The organism is Kitasatospora sp. NPDC029367, from assembly GCF_055569135.1.
The window spans coordinates 1-18,093 of record NZ_JBVHYH010000081.1 but is presented as its reverse complement, the minus strand read 5'-3'; the positions used below and the strand labels follow the sequence as shown (position 1 = coordinate 18,093).

The following is an 18,093-nucleotide window of genomic DNA, read 5'->3' as shown; positions in this document are numbered from 1 at the left end:
GCCGAGGCGAGGGCGCGGCACCGGCGCGGGCCCGGGCCGGGGCGAGAATGCGGGCCGAGGCGCGAGCGAGAGCGAGGGTGCGGGCCGGGGCAAGGATGCGGGCCGAGGCGAGGGCGCGGCACCGGCGCGGGCCCGGGCCGGGGCGAGAATGCGGGCCGAGGCGCGAGCGAGAGCGAGGGTGCGGGCCGGGGCAAGGACCCGGGCCGAGGCGAGGGTGCGGGCCGAGACGAGGGCGCGGGCAAGGGCCCGGGCGAGAGCGCGAGCCAGGGCGAGGGCGGCGAGGGCCTGGGCTGGGGCAAGGGCAAGGATGCGAGCCCGGGCGAGGCCCCGGCCCCGCCGGGGGCGGCGCCGAGCTGCCGTGCGGCACCTACCGACTCGACCACGGCCCCGGCCCCGGCCCCGGCCCCGGCCACCCGCTGATGCGCGAACTACCGCCCGTCGTCCACCTGCCCGCCCACCGCCCCCACCACCCCCAACCGCGCCCGGTCATCGCCCCGCTGAACACCGAACCGGCCACCGAACAGCCCGGCGGACAACTCGCCGCCGCGGCCCCGGCCGACCTGCTACCGGTCCACCTCCTACGGGCCCGGACCACCCACCCCCGCGCCGAAGGCCGGGGCGCGGCACTGCCCGACCCCGTGGTGGCCACGGCACCGGCCGCCGTACACACCGACCCGGCACCGGCCTGGAACACCAAGAACCCTCGCCGCCCGCGCCGACGTCTCCCGCCACCCTCAACCACCGCTCCACCGCCCCGACCCCCCGCGCCCCGACGACCCACCTCACCTCGTGGCGGACGACCCGCACCACAGCCCTGCTACGCCGCGGCACGAACCCCCTGGAAACAGTGGCCCGCACGGTCGGCCACACCGGCCCCCACACCCTCTCCCACGCCTTCGCCCGCGAGTTCGCCACCACCCCCGGCCGCCACCGCACCACCACCACACCCACGAACGAGCACCCCCACAACACCCGAAGCGTTCACGAAGATAACGAAAAGCAGCCGGTCGCACGGAGGCTGGTTTGACTTCTTGACGCCATGTACGCGGTCAGGGTTGACTCCCCCCACCCCGCCGCACCGCCGCGGCGGCCACCAGGGAGAGGCACCCGTATGAACGCCGCACTGCGTCGCCTACTCGTCCCGACCGCCGCCCTCACGCTCGCGCTGTCCATGACCGCCGCCTGCGGCAAAGCCGGCGGCGACAAGAAGGACCCCACCACCCCCGGCGACACCACCTCCATCGGCCTGCTCCTGCCCGAGAACGCCTCCTCCGTACGCTACGAGTCCTTCGACCGGCCCTTCATCGAAGCCAAGGTCAAGTCCCTGTGCGCCAGTTGCAAGGTCCTCTACAACAACGCCGAAGGCAGCGCCACCAAACAGAAGCAGCAGTTCGACACCCTCCTCACCCAGGGCGTCAAAGTCATCATCCTGGACGCCTACAACGCCAAGTCCACCCAGGGCTGGGTCCAGGAAGCCGCCGCCAAGGGCGTCAAGGTCCTCGCCTACGACCGCCTCGCCACCGGCCCCGTCTCCGCCTACGTCTCCTTCGACAACGAGAAGGTCGGCGAACTCCAGGGCCAGGCCCTGCTCGACGCCCTCGGCCCCAAAGCCCCCGACGCGAACATCGTCATGATCAACGGCGACGAGGCCGACCCCAACGCCGCCCAGTTCAAGACCGGCGCCCACAAGGCCCTCGACGGAAAAATCAAGAAAGTCGTCTACGAGCAGTCCGGACAATGGGACCCCACCGTCGCCGGACAGAAAATCGCCGCCGCCGTCACCGAACTCGGCAAGAACGGCTTCCAAGCCGTCTACTCCGCCAACGACGGCATGGCCGGCGCCATCATCACCCAACTCCACGGCTCCGGCATCAACGTCCCCGTCGGCGGCCAGGACGCCGGCCTCGATGCCATCCAACGCGTCATCAACGGCGACCAGGCCTACACCATCTACAAGGCCTACAAACCCCTCGCCGACAACGCCGCCGAACTCGCCGTCGACCTCCTCCAGGGCAAAGACCCCACCACCGTGACCACCAGCCACATCGACAGCACCACCGACAAGAACATCCCCGCCAAACTCCTCGACGCCAAAATCGTCACCAAAACCAACATCGCCCAGACCGTCATCGCCGACGGCCTCTACAAAACCACCGACATCTGCACCCCCGACTACACCACCGCCTGCACCACCACCGGCCTCAAATAACCCCCACCCAGCCGGACAACCCCCCTGCCCGGGCAACCCCCGGGCACCCCCCACCCAAGCCCACACCCAGGCAACCCCACCCCAGCACCCCCGCCCACGCAACCCCCCGCCCCGAGCAACCCCCGCCCAGGCAACCCCCCGCCCCGAGCACCCCCGCCCCGGGCACCCGCACCCACCCCCCGCACCCGGGCAACCCCCACCCGGACAGCCCCCGGGCAACCCCCACCCCAGCACCCCCACCCGGACAGCCCCCGAGCACCCCCAGCCCCGGGCAACCCCCGCCCAGGCAACCCCCGCCCAGGCAACCCCGACCCGAGCACCCCCAGCCCCCGGGCAGCCCCCTCCCGGGCAGCCCCTGCCCCGGGCACCCCCTGCCCCGTCCCCCCTCTCCCGGACACCCAGGATGGTTCATGTGACAGGCGCGCCCGTCCTCCAACTACGCGCGGTCTCCAAGCGCTTCGGCGCCGTCCAGGCCCTCACCGACGTCGACCTCGACGTCCACCCCGGCCAAGTCCTCGCCCTCGTCGGCGACAACGGCGCCGGCAAATCCACCCTCGTCAAAACCATCGCCGGCGTCCACCCCGCCGACGAAGGCACCCTCACCTGGCACGGCCACCCCGTCCGCCCCACCCGCCCCCAGGACGCCACCGCCCTCGGCATCGCCACCGTCTACCAAGACCTCGCCCTGTGCGACAACCTCGACGTCATCGCCAACCTCCACCTCGGCCGCGAACAACACCGACACACCCTCCTCGACGAAGTCGCCATGGAACGACACGCCCGTGAACTCCTCCACACCCTCGCCATCCGCATCCCCGACATCCACGCCCCCGTCGCCACCCTCTCCGGCGGCCAACGCCAAGTCATCGCCATCGCCCGCGCCCTGATCGGCGAACCCTCCCTCGTCCTCCTCGACGAACCCACCGCCGCCCTCGGCGTCGAACAAACCGCCCAAGTCCTCGACCTCGTCGAACGCCTACGCGAACGCGGCCTCGCCGTCATCCTCATCAGCCACAACATGGCCGACGTCCGCGCCGTCGCCGACACCGTCGCCGTCCTACGCCTGGGCCGCAACAACGGCCTCTTCCCCGTCGCCACCACCACCCAGGAACAGATCATCGCCGCGATCACCGGCGCCCACGACAACGCCCACGCCCGCCGCCGGACCCGCCACCCCGACGAGGAGCACACCCCATGACCACCCCCGCCACCAACCCCCACCCCAAAGACCCCACCACCAACCCCACCACCACCGGCGACCCCACCACCACCGCCGGCGACCCCACCCCCGGCGAGCCCTACGCCACCGACCCCACCACCGGTGCCCCCACCGCCACCGACCCGCGCCTGCACACACCCGCCACGACCTGGGCCGCCCGCACCGACACCGCCCGCCGCCGCCTGACCACCGGCGACCTCGGCCCCCTACCCGTCGTCATCGCACTCATCATCATCGCCATCGTCTTCCAGAGCATCACCCACCACTTCCTCCAGGCCGACAACCTCACCAACATCACCCGCTTCATCGCCGGCCCCGGCCTCATCGCCGTCGGCGTCGTCTTCGTCCTCATCCTCGGCGAGATCGACCTCTCCCTCGGCTCCGTCGCCGGCGCCACCTCCGCCATCGCCGCCGTCCTCGCCGTCCACCAGGGCTGGCCCGAATGGCTCGCCATCACCACCGCCCTCACCGCCGCCTGCGCCATGGGAACCCTCCACGGCCTCCTCTTCGCCCGCGTCGGCGTCCCCGCCTTCGTCGTCACCCTCGCCGGCATGCTCGCCTGGAACGGCCTACAACAATGGGTCCTCGGCGACACCGGCACCATCAACAACCACCACAACGGCATCATCGCCCACCTCGACACCACCTTCCTCGGCAACGGCGACATCGCCTACGCCTGGACCCTCGCCATCCTCGCCCCCACCCTCCACCTCCTCACCCAACTCCACACCACCCGCCGCCGAACCGCCGCCGGCCTCCCCACCCGCCCCCTCACCCACACCCTCCTACGCACCACCGCACTCGCCATCCCCGCCCTCGCCACCGCCTACACCCTCAACCAAGACCGCGGCCTCCCCCTATCCCTCGTCATCCTCCTCACCACCATCCTCACCACCGACCTCCTCCTACGCCGCACCCCCTACGGACGCCACATCTACGCCCTCGGCGGCAACACCGAAGCCGCCCGACGCGCCGGCATCAACACCACCCTCACACGCACCACCGTCTTCCTCCTCTCCTCCCTCCTCGCCGGCCTCGGCGGCCTCTTCTACGCCTCCCAACAAGGCACCACCGACAAACAACTCGGCACCGGCAACACCCTCATGATGGCCATCGCCGCCGCCGTCATCGGCGGCACCAGCCTCTTCGGCGGCCGCGGCAACGCCTGGACCGCCCTCCTCGGCATCCTCGTCATCCAAACCATCACCACCGGCCTCGACATGATCCACGCCACCCAAGCCATCCAATACATGATCACCGGCACCATCCTCCTCACCGCCGTCACCCTCGACTCCCTCACCCGCCACACCCACACCAACCCACAACACCACTAACCACCAACCACCAACCAGAAGCCAGAAGCCACCAACACCCCCCCAACCCCCACCCCCAGCGAGACCGCACGCCCCCACCACCCGAGACCGCACGCCCCCACCACCCGACCGAAACCCGGACATGCACAAAAAGTCAGCACCGCCGACGTCCTGTTACACGACTGACTCGCCCATCTGCCGCCGGGCACCAGGCCGCCGCCCTCGGTGGCCCACTACGACCAGTTACTCCCAGGCCGCCGCGCCAGCGCCGGCACCGCCCACCGTGAGGGAGAAGCCCAGTGACCCTGCCCCGCCGGCGCGGACTGACCGAGCAGGCCGCCGACGCGGCCGTCGACTCCGCCTGCCGCCTGCTGAGGCTGCCGACCATCCGCGCGGAGTTCGCCGACATCGCCGCCGGCGCGGTCAAGGACCAGATGACCTACCGCGGCTTCCTCGCCGAACTGCTGATGGCCGAGTCCGACGACCAAGCCCGACGCCGCTCCGAGCGGCGAATCAAGGCCGCCGGTTTCCCGAGGACAAGTCCCTGCGGGCCTTCGACTTCGACGCCAACCCCAACATCGACCCCGCGACGATCCACACCCTCGCCGGCTGCGAGTGGATCGAGAAGAGCCGGCCGCTCTGCCTGATCGGAAACTCCGGCACCGGCAAGCCCCACCTGCTGATCGCCCTGGGCACCGAGGCCGCCATTGCAGGGCTACAGGGTCCGCTGCACCCTCGCCACCAACCTCGTGAACGAACTGGTCGAGGCCGCCGACGAGAAGCAGCTCAACAAGACCATCGCCCGCTACGGCCGCGTCGACCTGCTCTACATCGACGAACTCGGCTACATGGAACTCGACCGCCACGGCGCCGAACTGCTCCTCCAAGTCCTCACCGAACGCGAGGAGAAGAACAGCGTCGCCATCGCCTCCAACGAGTCCTTCGGCAAAGCGCACATGTTCCGGCGGAACCCGTGCCAGGCAGCGCCGAAACGTCACAGCTTCGGCTGCGGCGCGGCATCGGCGCGGTGGCTGAAGGCTCCGTCGGTGAGGACGGGCACGACCGTACTCGCGTCGAGTTCAGTGGCGACGGCCACGTCGTCGGCGAACCCGCTCCGGATCAGTTCGATACCTGAGGAACAGGCCGCCACGGCGGCGCTGACATCGGAAGTCTGCGTGAAGCAGGCCCTGGCGGCGGCTGCCTCAGGGGACAGCGGGCCCACGCCTTGCGACGCCAGTTCGGCGATGATCGCCCCGGCGCCCAGCAGGTCCTCCAGCGCAGGCCGCAGGCTTCCGTCCGGCCACCGCTCACCAGAAGCGATCACCACCACAGGACGTTCCGCAGTCCCATAGCCGTGCCGGGCCAGCCATCGTCCAACAGCTGTGGCGTTACGCGGACAGCCCGCCACCACCGTCGAATCGCCTGCCGCCGCGGCGATGGCGGATCCGTTGGGTGAGGGCAGCACGAGTCGGGGGGTGAACGGGGCTTGCCGCAGTGCCGCCGGCGACAGGGACCACGGCGAGGTCGAGGTGGCGGCTCGCCGCCCAACGGCCAGCACCGCCGTCCTCGCCCGGGCAAAGGCGGACGCCGTCTCATCGCGCCAGGCATAGGGAAAGACCTGGGTCCCTGCCTCGACGGCGACGGTTACCGATGTCGTGAACGACAGCACGTCGACCACTACCAGGCAGGCGGCGTTCTCGGCCAGTTGCTGGGCACCGGTGGGACCCCAATCGAATCGGACGCCGTGCTCTTGCTGCAGGAACCAGTCACTCATGATCACCGAGTATTTCATCGATTGGATCACTGGGGTGGCCTGTTTACGGGCCTGCACCGCCCGCGATGACCTGCAGTCTCGCCTCACCCACCGGCACACCTTCCTCGCGCCTGAACCGTCATGGCACCACCTGGAAAAGACGAGTGCTGCCATGAGAAGCCGTTGTCGTACCGAACTAGATCGGCGTGTTTCCGCAGCTCAGGCATGACTTCGACATGGGCGAGGCAGGCTCGGGGCATCGGGTTTTCTCGTCGGTGGAGGTGCCGGGATGGCGTCGGTCGTGGGTCTGCTGGAGGAGCGGGAACTGGCTGCGCGAGAGCGCGTCGAGGGGCTGCGGGAGGCGGCGGACCGGGTGCTCGCTGAACTCGCGGAGGCGGAGACGGATTGGCAGGAGTGGCTGATCGCCCGCCAGCGGGTCGGCGAGGTCCTGTCCGCACCGCATCCCCGGGATGCCGGTGCGGCCGGCCCGGAACCTGAAGAGCCCTCCGCGTCGGAGCCGGAACCCGTTCCGGACACGCCGGCCTAGGTCCGCCCGCCGAGGGCGGCTCGTGCGGGCTCGATCGTCCCGGTGTGGCGGCCCGCGTTGGTGGCAGACGTGCTGGCTGTGGACTACCAGCGCATCCTTTCTGTTCTGGCCGAACGCAGGGCGGATGGAGACAGGGTGATGACCTGTCAGGAAGTTGCCGCCGTCCTGGGGTTGGCCCCGGTCCCGGCGAGCGTGGAGGGCGTGCGGTCGAAGATGAAGCGGCTGGCGGACCGAGGCTGGGCCGTCGAGCCGTCCCCGGGCAGGTTCACGCTCGCCGCCGGGCCAGGCGCCTCGTCATGAGCATCGTCATCGACCAGAGCACCATCTGCTCGTGGACGGCGGGCAGCGTCTCGTAGTCACGCACCAGGCGCCGCGAGCGCATCAGCCAGCTCAGCGTGCGTTCGACCACCCAGCGCCTCGGCAGCACCACGAAGCCGGACGCGTCGTCGCTTCGCCTGGCGATCTCAAGGGTCAGTCGCAGTGCCTGATTCGCCCAGGTGACCAAGCGGCCCGCGTAGCCACCGTCGGCCCAGAGCAGGACGATCTTCCGGTAACGGGCCCGCACATGCTCTAGCAGCGGCATCGCGGCGTCCCGGTCCGTCACGTTCGCGGCGGTGACCAGCACGGCCAGCAGCAGTCCGAGGCAGTCGACCACGATGTGACGCTTGCGCCCCGGCACCTTCTTCGCCCCGTCGTACCCGCGTGAGGACGCCGGGACCGTGGCCGCCGACCGCAGCGACTGTGCGTCGATCACCGCCGCGGTCGGCTCCGGGTCCCGGCCGGTGTCCTCGCGCACCAGGCCCCGCAGCCGGTCGTGCAACTCGGCCAGCAGGCTCCGCGCCCGCCACCGCCGCACGAAGGCGTAAACGCGGTCCCAGGCAGGGAAGTCAGCCGGCATCGCCCGCCACTTGATCCCGTTGTCGACCAGGTAGCGGACCGCGTCCAGCAGCTGCCGGTGGCAGTAACCCTCCGGCTGCCCGCCCCGTCCTTCCAGCCACGGCGGCACGGGCATCGCGTCCCGCACAACGCCCCACTCCGTGTCCGTCATGTCCGATTCGTAGCGGCGCACACGGTCTGGACGGTCGCCCGCGTTCCCGAAGCGGTGAGCGAGGCAATCACATGATCGGGCAGCCGAGTTGGACTCAACCGGCATGACAGCGACAGACTGCGGCACAGGGCATCCTGTGGTGCTTCGGGCGTCGACAACCTCGAACTGAACAGGAGGCCCTGCCTTCATGCGCGCACCAGTTGGAGATCACCCGACCGGGTCGCCGCATTCGAACCGATGCTCACCATGATCGGTACGGCAACGGCTTCTCATGCCCGGTAAGCAGCGAGATCACCCGACCGAGCCGCACCAGTCGAACCCGCGTCCATCAAAATCGTTACGGCAACGGCTTCTCAGGGGCACAGGGCCGCGTCGACGGCGCCGAGGGCGGGAGCCAGGTCGCTGGCGCCGGTAGGCTCGACGGTCAGCGTGACGCTGGCGGCGCGTCCGTCCTCGGTGGCGGCACTCCAGGTGCCGTAGCCCGGGATGCCGCCGTTGTGGAACCACACGGTCGTGCCGCAGGACAGCGTCGCCGGCACGATCCCCAGTCCGATGCGGAAGCCGGGGTGCCCCGTATCGACGGTGGCGCGCATCTGCTGGAGCTGGGGGTCATCGAGGAGGCGGTGGCCGCGCATGAGCTCGGAGAAGAACGTGGCGAGGTCGGAGTCGGTGGACACCATCGCGCCGCCCGCCCAGGCCGCGGAGGGGTCGATCTCGGTGACGTCACGCAGCGATCCGCCCGGGCCGTCCGTGCGGTAGCCCCGGGGGTGGCGCTCCCGGAAGGTGGTCTCGCCAGGGGCGGGAAAGTAGGTGTGGCGCAGCCCGATGGGCTGGATGACGCGCCTGTCGACAGTCTCGGCGAGGGGACGGCCGGTGACCTTCTCCACGACCAGGCCGGCCACCAAGTAGTTCGTGCTGCTGTACCCCCAGGCCGTGCCCGGACGGAAGGCCGCTTCGTGCCGGAGCGCGATGTCCAGGGCGTCGCGGGGCGAGACGTAGCGGCCCCGGAGGATGGACTCGGTGACGTCCGGCTCGTACTCGGGGAGTCCGGCGGTGTGCTGCAGGAGTTGACGCACCGTGATGTCGCGCCCGTCGATGCCCTTCCCGCGCACGAGACCGGGCAGGTACTTCTCGACCGGGTCGTCGAGGCCTATCTCGCCCTCACCGACCAGTTGCAGCACAACCACCGCGGTGAACGTCTTGGTGACGCTGCCGATCCGCACCTGGCCGTCCCTGGGCAGCTTCGCACCGGTGTCCCGGTCCCCGACCCCCGCGGTGTAGGTACGGATGCGACCGGCCCCGTCACGGACGGCGGCCAGCGCGCCGGGCACGCGGTCGGGGTCGACCAGCGCGTTCAGGCGCTGCTGGACGGCGTCCGGCTTGGCGGCCCCCGGGGCGGCGACGGCGGACGGGGCGAGCGCGCCGACCGCGAGGGCGTTGGCGGCCACGGCGATGGCGACGGTCGTCGCCGTGCGGCGCGACGAGCAGAACCGTCGTGTCGTTTGAGAGTTCACGGAATGTCACCTCTGCTGGTACATGCGATGCGGGATGCGCGCCAGGGTCTCCCGGCGCCGTTTCCACGACATCACGCGGTCGAGAGGGCAGTCATCGCCGTCGAGGACGACGGGGCGCCAGGGACGTAGATCCCCCGTCCTCCCGGCCCCTCCTCCTGGCGGCGTATGCGGACCACTGCCCACTCCGCGTCGGTCATGTCCGAGGGGTACCTCGGACGCCTGTGCGGCCGGTCCCCGGCGTTCCCGCGCCGGTGAGCGAGGCAATCACACGACAGGGATGCGGAGTTGGAAGGCAACGCCACGGAGACGGAAGCCTGCGGCACCAGGGGCCTCCTGTTGCTCGGCTAGATTCGACACCCACGAGCTGTGCGGGAGGCCCCACTTTCATGTCGGGCTGACCAGAAGATCACCCGACCGAGTCGGCAGACTCGAACTCACGATCGCCAAGATCGATAGAGCAACGGCTACTGAGATTCAAGGAGGACACCAGGAGGGAGATACGGCCAGGTGGCAGCAGGAACCCGAGCCAGCGAACAAGTGCCAGGCCCAGATGGGTGGACCAAGACCTTCACCGACCCCCGCCTCTGCGCAGCCATCGTCGACCGCCTCACCTTCAACGGCACCATCATCGAGACCGGCACCGACTCCTACCGACTCGCCACCACCCGAGCCCGCGCCGAGAACGCCGCTGCCAGCTGACCTGCCCTGCGGGCCGCTAACCCACAGGAGCGGGCCGCACACCGCTGGCATCCTCAGCTGACCGTGGAGCCTCCATGGACAGCCGTCTCGCGCAGCCACCCGAGCCAGTCCCGCCACAGACCATCGGTCTCCAGCTCGGAACGCACGGCGGCCGATGCCTCCTCATAGAGATCCAGAGCCTGCGCGATCTCTTCGGCGCCGACCAGCCACGGGCCATTGCTCAGCAGCTTGAACTCCGGAATCCCAACCTTCCCCGGGACAGTCTGGGCGGAGGCGGCCCGCTCGGCCACATCGAACGCATCCCTGCGGGCCCGGTCAGCCGACTGCCAGTCCTCGATCTCCTTGAACGGCCAGGCAGGGAAGGGCTGGTGCTCTGACTGATAGGTCATGCCGGAACGACGCAGCCCGTCCCGGCAAACCGCCATCCCGGCGACGTTCAAATGGAACTGGAACGGCCCCGCGAGCGAGAAGTACGACTCCGAGCATCGCGGGACGTGGTCACATGGCAGACCACGATCGATGCAGGACTCCCACTGATTCCGCGCTTCCGCCACGGCTTCGGGCAGCTCCACCCACTCCAGGTCATAGCTCATGCGTTCCCCCATCGAACAGCCCAAGGCAGCTCGCACAGAATGCCACGCCACGGCCTGCCGAGACGATCAAGAATCAGCCTCTGCGACAGCTCGTCACGGCGGCACTGCTGTCAAAACTCGTGAACATCCGCCCGCCCAGTGATCACCAACCACTGCCCGAACTCGCGAACAATCGCTGTCCCTAAGGGCTGTCCCGCAAAGGATCTGCGCCTCAGGGCCGTCGCGGGTAGGCGGGGTGATCGGCGTAGGGCGAGGCGAGGTCGAGGAGGTCGTCGCATGGCCAGGTCTCGCCGTCGTACTGGCAGTCATCGCGGTTGTCCCACGGCAGTTCGGGGTCGCCGGTGGCTGGACTGAGTACATGACGGGAGAGCACGCGTCGCTTGGCTTCGACCTCCCGCAGAACACGAGCCGGGTCGTGCAGCGCGACGTGCAGGGCGATCGTGGGATGGAAGCCGGAGAGTTCTCCATGGCAGAAGTCGACCGTGTGCCCGTGAGCGGTCCACTCCCCGCAGCCGTCACCGTCGCTGCGTCGGGCCAGGTCGGCCTCCTCGTCCAGCCGTGCGTGGAGGAACGCCACAAGGTCTTGGCTCATGGCGTCATCCTGGACGATGTATGAGGCCCGGTCGCCTGATTTCCATGCTGTGGGCAGGCGCCGGCTGGCAGGCCCGACAACTGGAATGATCTCGCTGTGGCTGGTGTGATCACGGCGTCCGAGCCGTCCTGGATAGCCCCGTTCTCCGGGCTGAGCCCTCGCGCCTTCGGCAAGTTGGTGACGGTGCTGCGGCGCCAGGGTGCGGACGCGGTCCGCAGGGGCCAGCCATGGAGCCTTCCGCTGGAGGACCGGGCCCTGCTCGTCGCGGCGTACTGGCGCACGAATCTGACCATGCGCCAGCTCGCCCCGCTGTTCGGGATATCGAAGTCGGCAGCGGACCGGATCATCGACAACCTCGGGCCGATGCTTGCCCTCCAGCCCCGCAAGCGGTTCGCCAAGGGCACCGTGCTCATCGTGGACGGCACCTTAGTGCCCACCCACGACCACACGATCGCCGAGCGGTCGAAGAACTATCGGTACTCCACCAACACCAAGTCGTCATCGACGCCGACACCCGCCTGGTCGTCGTGGTCGGCCGGCCACTCGCCGGGAACCGCAACGACTGCAAGGCGTGGGAGGAGTCCGGCGCCAAGGCCGCCGTCGGCAAGACCCTCACAATCGCCGACGGCGGCTATCCCGGCACCGGGCTCGTCATCCCACACCGCAGAGAGCGCGGCCAGACCGAACTTCCAGCCTGGAAGGAGGAACACAACAAGTCCCACAAGCAGGTTCGGGCCCGTGTCGAGCACGTCTTCGCCCGGATGAAGACCTGGAAGATCCTCCGCGACTGCCGCCTCAAAGGAGACGGTGTTCACCACGCCATGCTCGGCATCGCACAGATGCACAACCTTGCCCTCGCCGGATAGGCCAGCGGGCCGCACGGCGGCCCACCACGTCCGAGGGTCAGAGATCATTTACGGGACAGCCCTTAGAAGTGAACGAAGCCAGAACGTCCAAGGTCACACCCACCGCCCGCCCGGCAGCCAGCGGCGCGCGGGAGCAGAGCGCCAACCACGAAGGCCCCGACCGAGAGCACGCCCGGGAAAGAAAGGGCAGCAACCCCACCACCTGGCCGACCCGTTGACCACGAACAACCCACGCCCGCACCCCTCGCCCGGCGTGGCGGACCGGACACAGGGTCGCCCGACCCCCGCATCACGCACCCCGGGTCGGAAAGGTCGCCGCTGACGGCGAGGCGGATCTCGATCAACCGGTCGTCGGGCGTACCGGAGTGCTGGACGGCATTCGCGAAGAGCTCCCCGAGGAGGAGCTCGCCGAACGGGGGGTGGTCAAGTGGCGGCGGTGCGTCAGATCTTGCCGGAGAAGGTGTCGCACTGGGTCAGGTCGCCGCTGCGGTAGCCGGTGGTGAACCAGGCCTTGCGCTGGGCGGAGGAGCCGTGGGTCCACGCCTCCGGGTTGATCCTGCCGGTGGCCTGCTTCTGGATCCGGTCGTCACCGACGGCCGCCGCCGCGTCCAGGCCCTGGGCGATGTCCTGGTCGGTGAGGACCGAGATCAGCGGGCGGCCGGTGGAGGGCTGCGGGGTGGTGGTGGCGTGGTGCGCCCACACCCCGGCGTAGCAGTCGGCCTGGAGTTCCAGGCGCACCGAGGCGCTGTCGGCGCCCTGGCGGTCGCCGCCGACCTTCTGCATGGTGCCCAGCAGGTTCTGCAGGTGGTGGCCGTACTCGTGGGCGACGACGTAGGACTCGGCGAACGGGCCGCCCTTGGCGCCGAAGCGGGTGGACAGTTCGTCGAAGAAGCCGAGGTCGAAGTAGGCCATCTGGTCGCCGGGGCAGTAGAACGGGCCGACCGCGGAGGTCGCCGGGCCGCAGGCGGTGGAGACCCGGTTGGTGAACAGCACCGTCTGGGCCGGTTTGTAGGCGACCTTGGTACGGCGCGGCAGCTCGGCGCTCCAGAACTCCTGGAGGCTGTTGGTGACGGCGGTGATCCGGCAGTCCTGGCGCTTGTTGGCGTCCACGCCCTTCTTGCAGGACTGGCGCACCTCGCTGTCGGTGCGCACCCCGGTGGTGGAGGAGGAGCTGCTGCCGCCGCCGTCGGACAGGCCCAGCAGTTGGGGGTCGACCCCGAGGATGACCGCGAACAGCACCGCGATCAGGCCCACCGCCCCGCCGCCGATGGCGACCTTCCCGCCCGGGATGCCGCGCCGGTCGTCCACCTGTGAGGTGTCGAGGTCGCCGTCGTCGTCGAACTGCATGTGCCCCTGCCTGCCCGCTTCTGTCGATCTGTCGGTATGCCGCCGTGCCGATACGTCGGTGTGTCGGTACGTCGGTGTGTCGGTGTGTCGCGTTGGTGACGTTCTGCGCCCCGTGCGGCCCGCTCAGCCTACGGGCAGCGGGCCCCGACGGACGGCAGCCTTCTCAGCCACGCGAGGGACGTCACACGGCGGCGCCGACCACACGCAGCAGTTCCAGCCGGGAGGCGCTCTCACTGCCCGCTGCGGCGGTGTGCACCAGCAGCAGCTGGTCCTGCCCGCCGGCGGCCAGCACCTCGCACTCCAGGTCCAGCTCCCCCACCACCGGGTGGCGCACCCGCTTGCGACCGCTGCGCCGCAGTGCCACCTCGTGGCGCTGCCAGTACGCGGCGAACTCCTCCCCGGTGGCGAGGAGTTCGGCGAGCAGATCGGCTACCCGCCGATCGCCCGGGCCGGCCGCGTGCGCGGCGCGCAGTCCCGCCACGTGGGCGCGGGCCAGTTCCTCGTGGTCCTCGGGCGGGAACAGCGCGCGAGCGGCCGGGTCGGTGAACCAGCGCAGAAGCAGGTTGCGCCGCCCCGACGCGGTGGCGTCCCCGAACACGGCGGCGGCCATCGCGTTCTGCGCCAGCACGTCCCCCAGGTCGGAGACCACCTGGGCGGGCGTGTCGTGCAGACGGTCCAGGATCAGCAGCAGCCCGGGGCGCACGTGCGCGAGCAGCGCGTGCCGGCGCGGCGGCTCGTGGCCGACCAGATGGAACAGGTGGTCGCGCTCGTCCTCGCTCAGGCGCAGCGCCCGGGCCAGCGCAGCCAGCAGCTGCGGCGAGGGCTGCGGGCCGCGGCGCTGCTCCAGGCGGGCGTAGTAGTCCACCGACAGGCCGGCCAGCTGCGCCACCTCCTCCCGGCGCAGCCCGGGGGTGCGGCGCCGGGCCCCGGGCGGCAGGCCGACGTCGGCGGGGGTCAGGCGGGCGCGGGAGCGACTGAGGAAGTCGGCGAGGGCGGGGCGGTCGATCATGAGGTCCAGCATGACGGGCGCCGGGGGCGGTAGCCAGGGAGTACCGGTCCCGGGTTGCGGGCCGCTGTCCGTGGTCCGCTGGAACCCGGCGGGCCGCGGGCCCGGAGGGATCCGAGGGGACCAGGGGGATCCGAGAGGACCGGGGGTGTGGCGGCGTCAGGTGGCTGGCGGATCCGGCGAAGGGGGCCAGGGCAATCGGCTCTGAGCACCCCTTCTCGACAGGCGCTAGGGTCGTCCCCGTGACCGAGTCCCTGTCATCCCTGTCATCCGTGTCATCCCCGTCGTCCTCGTCGTACCTGAGCACGACAGCCGACGCCTACGACGCCCTGGCCGAGCGCTACGCCGACCACGTCAAGGACGGTCTGGCCCGCCAGCCGCTGGACCGCTGCTTCGTCGCCGCCTTCGCCGACCTGGTGCGCGAGGGCGCCCCCACCTCAAACCCCGGCCACGCCCCGGCTTCGGCCCCGGCGCCGGTGGTCGCGGACCTCGGCTGCGGGCCGGGCTACCTGACGGCGGCGCTGCGGGAGCAGGGCCTGGACGCGTTCGGCGTCGACCTCTCCCCCGCCCTCGTCGCCATCGCCCGCCGCAGCTACCCCGGGCTGCGCTTCGAGGTCGGCTCGATGGGCGCGCTGGAGGCGGGTGACGGGGAACTGGCCGGCGTGGTGTCCTGGTACTCGCTGATCCACACCCCGCCCCAGCAACTGCCCTCCTACCTCGCGGAGTTCCGCCGCGTCCTGGCGCCGGGCGGGTACGCGCTGCTCGGCTTCTTCGAGTCCGAGGGCGCCCCGGTGACGGCCTTCGACCACAAGGTGACCACCGCCTACCGCTGGCCCATCGACCACCTCGCCGACCTGGCGCGGGAGGCCGGCCTCACCGAGAGCGCCCGCCTGCTGCGCGAACCCACCGAAGGCGAACGCTTCCGCCACGGCCGCCTCCTGCTGCGCGCCGTCTAGGGGCCGCATCAGGCAACGTTCGCCCTGTCGACGGCCGCGCGTAGGCGTTCATCGGCGGCGTGCTTGTTCCGCCGGCTGGTGTAGCGACGGATCAGGCTGTCCTGTTCCCTGTGGCCCGCGTGGACAGTGCCGTCGACAAACCGGCCCGGCACCCGAACCGGCATCATCTGCCCTTCGCGATCTCTACCGTCTCGCCGACCAGCCGAAGCCGGCGAGCACTGCGTTCCATGTCCACAGCCGTGCAGGATACGCGGCAACCCCGGCCGCGGCAGCTCGATTACCGGCCGTACAAGGTCCGTGATCCCTGGTGCGGGCGCTCAGCCAGGGATCGGGAGTCCCTGGATCGGCGGGTCTCTGTCGGCGACGGGGGCCGGCGGGCAGGCTGGTGGATGTCGGAGAGCACAACTCCTGTGAGGGGAAGCAAGCATGACGAAGATCCTGGTGACGGGGGCGACCGGTTCGGTGGGGCGGCGTCTGGTGCCGCGCCTGGCGCGGTGGGCCGGGGCCGAGGGCGGTTCGGTGCGGGTGCTGGTGCGGGACGCGGCCAAGGCGCAGGCGCTGGGCCTGGGGCTGGACGGGGTGGAGACGGTGGTCGGGGACGTGTGCGAACCCGCCGACCGGGCGCGGGCGTTGGCAGGCGCCGACGTGGTGCTGAACGTGGCGGCCGCGCTGCGCGGGGTGCCGGACGAGCAGGCGTGGGCGGTGAACCGGGACGCGGCGATCGCGCTGGGCCGGGAGGCCGCGAAGGCGGGGGTGGCCCGGTTCGTGCACACCAGCACCAACCTGGTGTACGGGCGGGGGCTGGGCCGCCCGGCCGTGGAGGAGGACCGGCTCGCGCCCGATCCGGCGTGGGGAGTGTACGCGCAGTCCAAGGCGCAGGCCGAGGCGGGACTGCGCGAGCTGGGCGGCGAACTGCCGCTGGTGGTGGCCCGGTTGGCGTTCGTCTACGGGGAGGGCGATCCGCACCTGGCGCAGTCGCTGCACTGGGCCGCGTCCTGGCCGGCCCACCAGCGGCTGGCGGTGGTGCACCACGCGGACGTGGCGCAGGCGCTGTGGCGGGCGGTGGTGACCCCGGGGATCGAGGGCCGCACCTACAACGTGTCGGACGACGCGCCGCTGACCGCCTGGGACCTGCACGTCCTCAACGGCCGTACTCACCCGGGCACTTCGGCCCCGGGGGCGGAGTTCGACCCGTGGGAGGGGCAGGTGTCGACCGCGGCTGCCCGCCGGGACCTGGGGTGGCGTCCGCTGTTCCCGTCCGCGTGGGCGGCGGCGCAGGCCGGGGCACTGTAACCACGCCCCCGCCCGGCCGGCTCCGGCACAGCCGCGCCCGCCCGGCCACCCGCGGCGCGGGCGCCTCCGGCCCGGGCCGAACAGCGGTTACGCGCCCGGCTTCCAGTCGATGAGCTGCTGGAAGATCTTGGGGTCGCCGTCGATGGCCAGGTCCTCCATCGTGAGGCGGCCGTAGTAGAAGAGGACGATCTCGGAGGCGCCGCCGCGCGCGGACGCGTGCGCGACGGTGACGGCGGCGGCGTCTTCGGCCAGGGTCTCGGCCCGGGCTCCGTCGGCGTCCAGGTGCACGCGCCAGGAGTGGCCCTCGGTGGCGTGGCAGTCGACGACCGCGTCGGCGTGCGGCCAGGGGAAGGTCGTGGCGCAGCAGGAGAGCAGGAACTCCTCGGCGCCGTCGAGGGCGACCTCCTGGGGCAGCAGCTCGGGCGCCCCCATGGCGAGTTGGGCGTCGTAGGTGTGCACCGCGGTCTCCTGGACCCGGTGGCGGGCGACGGCCCCGGCGGTCTGCGGGGACTGCGAGTTGCCCCACCACGTCCAGCAGCCGGCCTCGGCGCCGGCGGCGCTCAGGGCGTCCAGCAGGTGCCGCGTCGAGGCGGCCAGCCAGGCCACCAGGGCCTCACGTTCGCGGGGCGGAGTGAGGGCGGCGCGCGCGGCGACCGCCTCGGCGGGCGGCGCGTCGGCGGGGCCGGCGGCGACGATCGCGGCCCAGAAGCGGTCCCCGCCGCCCAGGTGCTGCGCCAGGTCGAAGAGCGTCCACTCGGGGCAGCTGGGGACGGTGGCGTCGAGGTCGGGGGCGGCGGCGATCGCGGCGCGGAAGGCGCCGGAGCGCTCGTCGATCAGACGCAGCAGGTCGGGGAGGTCCAAGGTCGTTTGCACCCCGGATGTCTATCACCGCCCCGGGGCACGGGCCAGCGATTTCGACGGCCGGACGGGCAAGCGGACGGGCAAGCCGACAGGCAAGCCGACAGGCAAGCGGACGGACAGGCAAAGCGGGCGAAGCGGGCAGGGCAGGCAGGCCGGAGGCCCGGGGGGCCCCCCCGGGGGGGGGGGGGGGGTGGCCACCCCCGGGGCTGCCCCGCCGCCCGGGAGGGGGGGGGGGGGAGGGGGGGGAGCGGCAGGGGGGTTGTGGGGGGGTGGTGTC

General features: G+C 71.2%; 15 protein-coding genes and 4 pseudogenes. 10 read left to right on the top strand and 9 right to left on the bottom strand.

Annotated features, from left to right (window positions below; translation table 11 throughout):
- Nucleotides 1-47 precede the first annotated feature (47 nt).
- The 5 genes and pseudogenes from ACZ4W5_RS31950 to ACZ4W5_RS31930 all read left to right on the top strand — a co-directional run.
- Complete coding sequence (locus ACZ4W5_RS31950) at nucleotides 48-1,115, top strand: cupin domain-containing protein (protein WP_465658510.1); 1,068 nt, start codon at nucleotides 48-50, stop codon at nucleotides 1,113-1,115.
- Nucleotides 1,112-2,209, top strand: coding sequence for a sugar ABC transporter substrate-binding protein (locus ACZ4W5_RS31945; protein ID WP_465658473.1), 1,098 nt, complete (start codon nucleotides 1,112-1,114; stop codon nucleotides 2,207-2,209). The genes ACZ4W5_RS31950 and ACZ4W5_RS31945 overlap by 4 nt, the downstream gene beginning before the upstream one ends.
- Nucleotides 2,210-2,612: 403 nt before the next feature.
- Nucleotides 2,613-3,407 (top strand): ATP-binding cassette domain-containing protein, encoded by a 795-nt coding sequence (locus ACZ4W5_RS31940; protein WP_360232370.1) that lies wholly within the window; start codon nucleotides 2,613-2,615, stop codon nucleotides 3,405-3,407.
- The gene (locus tag ACZ4W5_RS31935; protein ID WP_465658471.1) at nucleotides 3,404-4,762 is read left to right on the top strand and encodes a sugar ABC transporter permease; all 1,359 of its coding nucleotides are present in this window, start codon (nucleotides 3,404-3,406) and stop codon (nucleotides 4,760-4,762) included. Before ACZ4W5_RS31940 ends, ACZ4W5_RS31935 begins: the two co-directional genes overlap by 4 nt.
- Nucleotides 4,763-5,040: 278 nt before the next feature.
- Nucleotides 5,041-5,688: pseudogene (locus tag ACZ4W5_RS31930) on the top strand (ATP-binding protein); the annotation flags it as partial.
- Nucleotides 5,689-5,735: 47 nt separating this feature from the next.
- On the opposite strand, the gene ACZ4W5_RS31925 reads toward ACZ4W5_RS31930, so the two are convergent.
- A complete protein-coding gene (locus ACZ4W5_RS31925; RefSeq protein ID WP_465658470.1) occupies nucleotides 5,736-6,515 on the bottom strand; it encodes a 2-phosphosulfolactate phosphatase in 780 nt (259 codons plus the stop codon).
- A 268-nt stretch (nucleotides 6,516-6,783) separates the two neighbouring features.
- Between ACZ4W5_RS31925 and ACZ4W5_RS31920 the strand changes: the two genes are divergently transcribed.
- Nucleotides 6,784-7,041, top strand: coding sequence for a hypothetical protein (locus tag ACZ4W5_RS31920; protein ID WP_360245676.1), 258 nt, complete (start codon nucleotides 6,784-6,786; stop codon nucleotides 7,039-7,041).
- A gap of 265 nt (nucleotides 7,042-7,306) precedes the next feature.
- Here the strand turns inward: ACZ4W5_RS31920 and ACZ4W5_RS31915 are convergent, their stop codons facing one another.
- Nucleotides 7,307-8,089: an IS5 family transposase gene (locus tag ACZ4W5_RS31915; RefSeq protein WP_465658469.1), complete on the bottom strand. Its 783-nt coding sequence runs from the start codon at nucleotides 8,087-8,089 to the stop codon at nucleotides 7,307-7,309.
- A gap of 353 nt (nucleotides 8,090-8,442) precedes the next feature.
- The gene (locus ACZ4W5_RS31910) at nucleotides 8,443-9,603 is read right to left on the bottom strand and encodes a serine hydrolase domain-containing protein (protein ID WP_360245679.1); all 1,161 of its coding nucleotides are present in this window, start codon (nucleotides 9,601-9,603) and stop codon (nucleotides 8,443-8,445) included.
- A gap of 552 nt (nucleotides 9,604-10,155) precedes the next feature.
- On the opposite strand from ACZ4W5_RS31910, the pseudogene ACZ4W5_RS31905 reads away from it, so the two are divergent.
- Nucleotides 10,156-10,302 (top strand): annotated as a pseudogene (locus ACZ4W5_RS31905) (ATP-binding protein); the annotation flags it as partial.
- A 53-nt stretch (nucleotides 10,303-10,355) separates the two neighbouring features.
- Here the strand turns inward: ACZ4W5_RS31905 and ACZ4W5_RS31900 are convergent.
- Both ACZ4W5_RS31900 and ACZ4W5_RS31895 read right to left on the bottom strand, forming a co-directional pair.
- The gene (locus tag ACZ4W5_RS31900) at nucleotides 10,356-10,895 is read right to left on the bottom strand and encodes a hypothetical protein (protein ID WP_465658468.1); all 540 of its coding nucleotides are present in this window, start codon (nucleotides 10,893-10,895) and stop codon (nucleotides 10,356-10,358) included.
- A gap of 211 nt (nucleotides 10,896-11,106) precedes the next feature.
- On the bottom strand, nucleotides 11,107-11,487 hold the full coding sequence (locus ACZ4W5_RS31895; RefSeq protein ID WP_465658466.1) for a DUF6221 family protein: 381 nt from the start codon (nucleotides 11,485-11,487) through the stop codon (nucleotides 11,107-11,109).
- 96 nt (nucleotides 11,488-11,583) lie between these two features.
- Here ACZ4W5_RS31895 and ACZ4W5_RS31890 point away from each other — a divergent pair.
- A pseudogene (locus ACZ4W5_RS31890) lies at nucleotides 11,584-12,353 on the top strand (transposase).
- A 441-nt stretch (nucleotides 12,354-12,794) separates the two neighbouring features.
- On the opposite strand, the gene ypfJ reads toward ACZ4W5_RS31890, so the two are convergent.
- Together ypfJ and ACZ4W5_RS31880 are read right to left on the bottom strand one after the other, a co-directional pair.
- Nucleotides 12,795-13,700, bottom strand: a complete 906-nt coding sequence (gene ypfJ / locus ACZ4W5_RS31885; protein WP_360245685.1) for a KPN_02809 family neutral zinc metallopeptidase — start codon at nucleotides 13,698-13,700, stop codon at nucleotides 12,795-12,797.
- Nucleotides 13,701-13,881: 181 nt separating this feature from the next.
- Nucleotides 13,882-14,706 (bottom strand): helix-turn-helix transcriptional regulator, encoded by an 825-nt coding sequence (locus ACZ4W5_RS31880; protein WP_465658508.1) that lies wholly within the window; start codon nucleotides 14,704-14,706, stop codon nucleotides 13,882-13,884.
- 272 nt (nucleotides 14,707-14,978) lie between these two features.
- On the opposite strand from ACZ4W5_RS31880, the gene ACZ4W5_RS31875 reads away from it, so the two are divergent.
- The gene (locus tag ACZ4W5_RS31875; RefSeq protein ID WP_465658465.1) at nucleotides 14,979-15,662 is read left to right on the top strand and encodes a class I SAM-dependent DNA methyltransferase; all 684 of its coding nucleotides are present in this window, start codon (nucleotides 14,979-14,981) and stop codon (nucleotides 15,660-15,662) included.
- An 8-nt stretch (nucleotides 15,663-15,670) separates the two neighbouring features.
- On the opposite strand, the pseudogene ACZ4W5_RS31870 reads toward ACZ4W5_RS31875, so the two are convergent.
- Nucleotides 15,671-15,799, bottom strand: a pseudogene (locus ACZ4W5_RS31870) (IS630 family transposase); the annotation flags it as partial.
- A gap of 289 nt (nucleotides 15,800-16,088) precedes the next feature.
- On the opposite strand from ACZ4W5_RS31870, the gene ACZ4W5_RS31865 reads away from it, so the two are divergent.
- A complete protein-coding gene (locus ACZ4W5_RS31865; protein ID WP_465658463.1) occupies nucleotides 16,089-16,955 on the top strand; it encodes an NAD-dependent epimerase/dehydratase family protein in 867 nt (288 codons plus the stop codon).
- 87 nt (nucleotides 16,956-17,042) lie between these two features.
- Here ACZ4W5_RS31865 and ACZ4W5_RS31860 read toward each other — a convergent pair whose 3' ends face one another.
- On the bottom strand, nucleotides 17,043-17,828 hold the full coding sequence (locus tag ACZ4W5_RS31860) for a maleylpyruvate isomerase family mycothiol-dependent enzyme (protein ID WP_465658462.1): 786 nt from the start codon (nucleotides 17,826-17,828) through the stop codon (nucleotides 17,043-17,045).
- Nucleotides 17,829-18,093 lie beyond the last annotated feature (265 nt).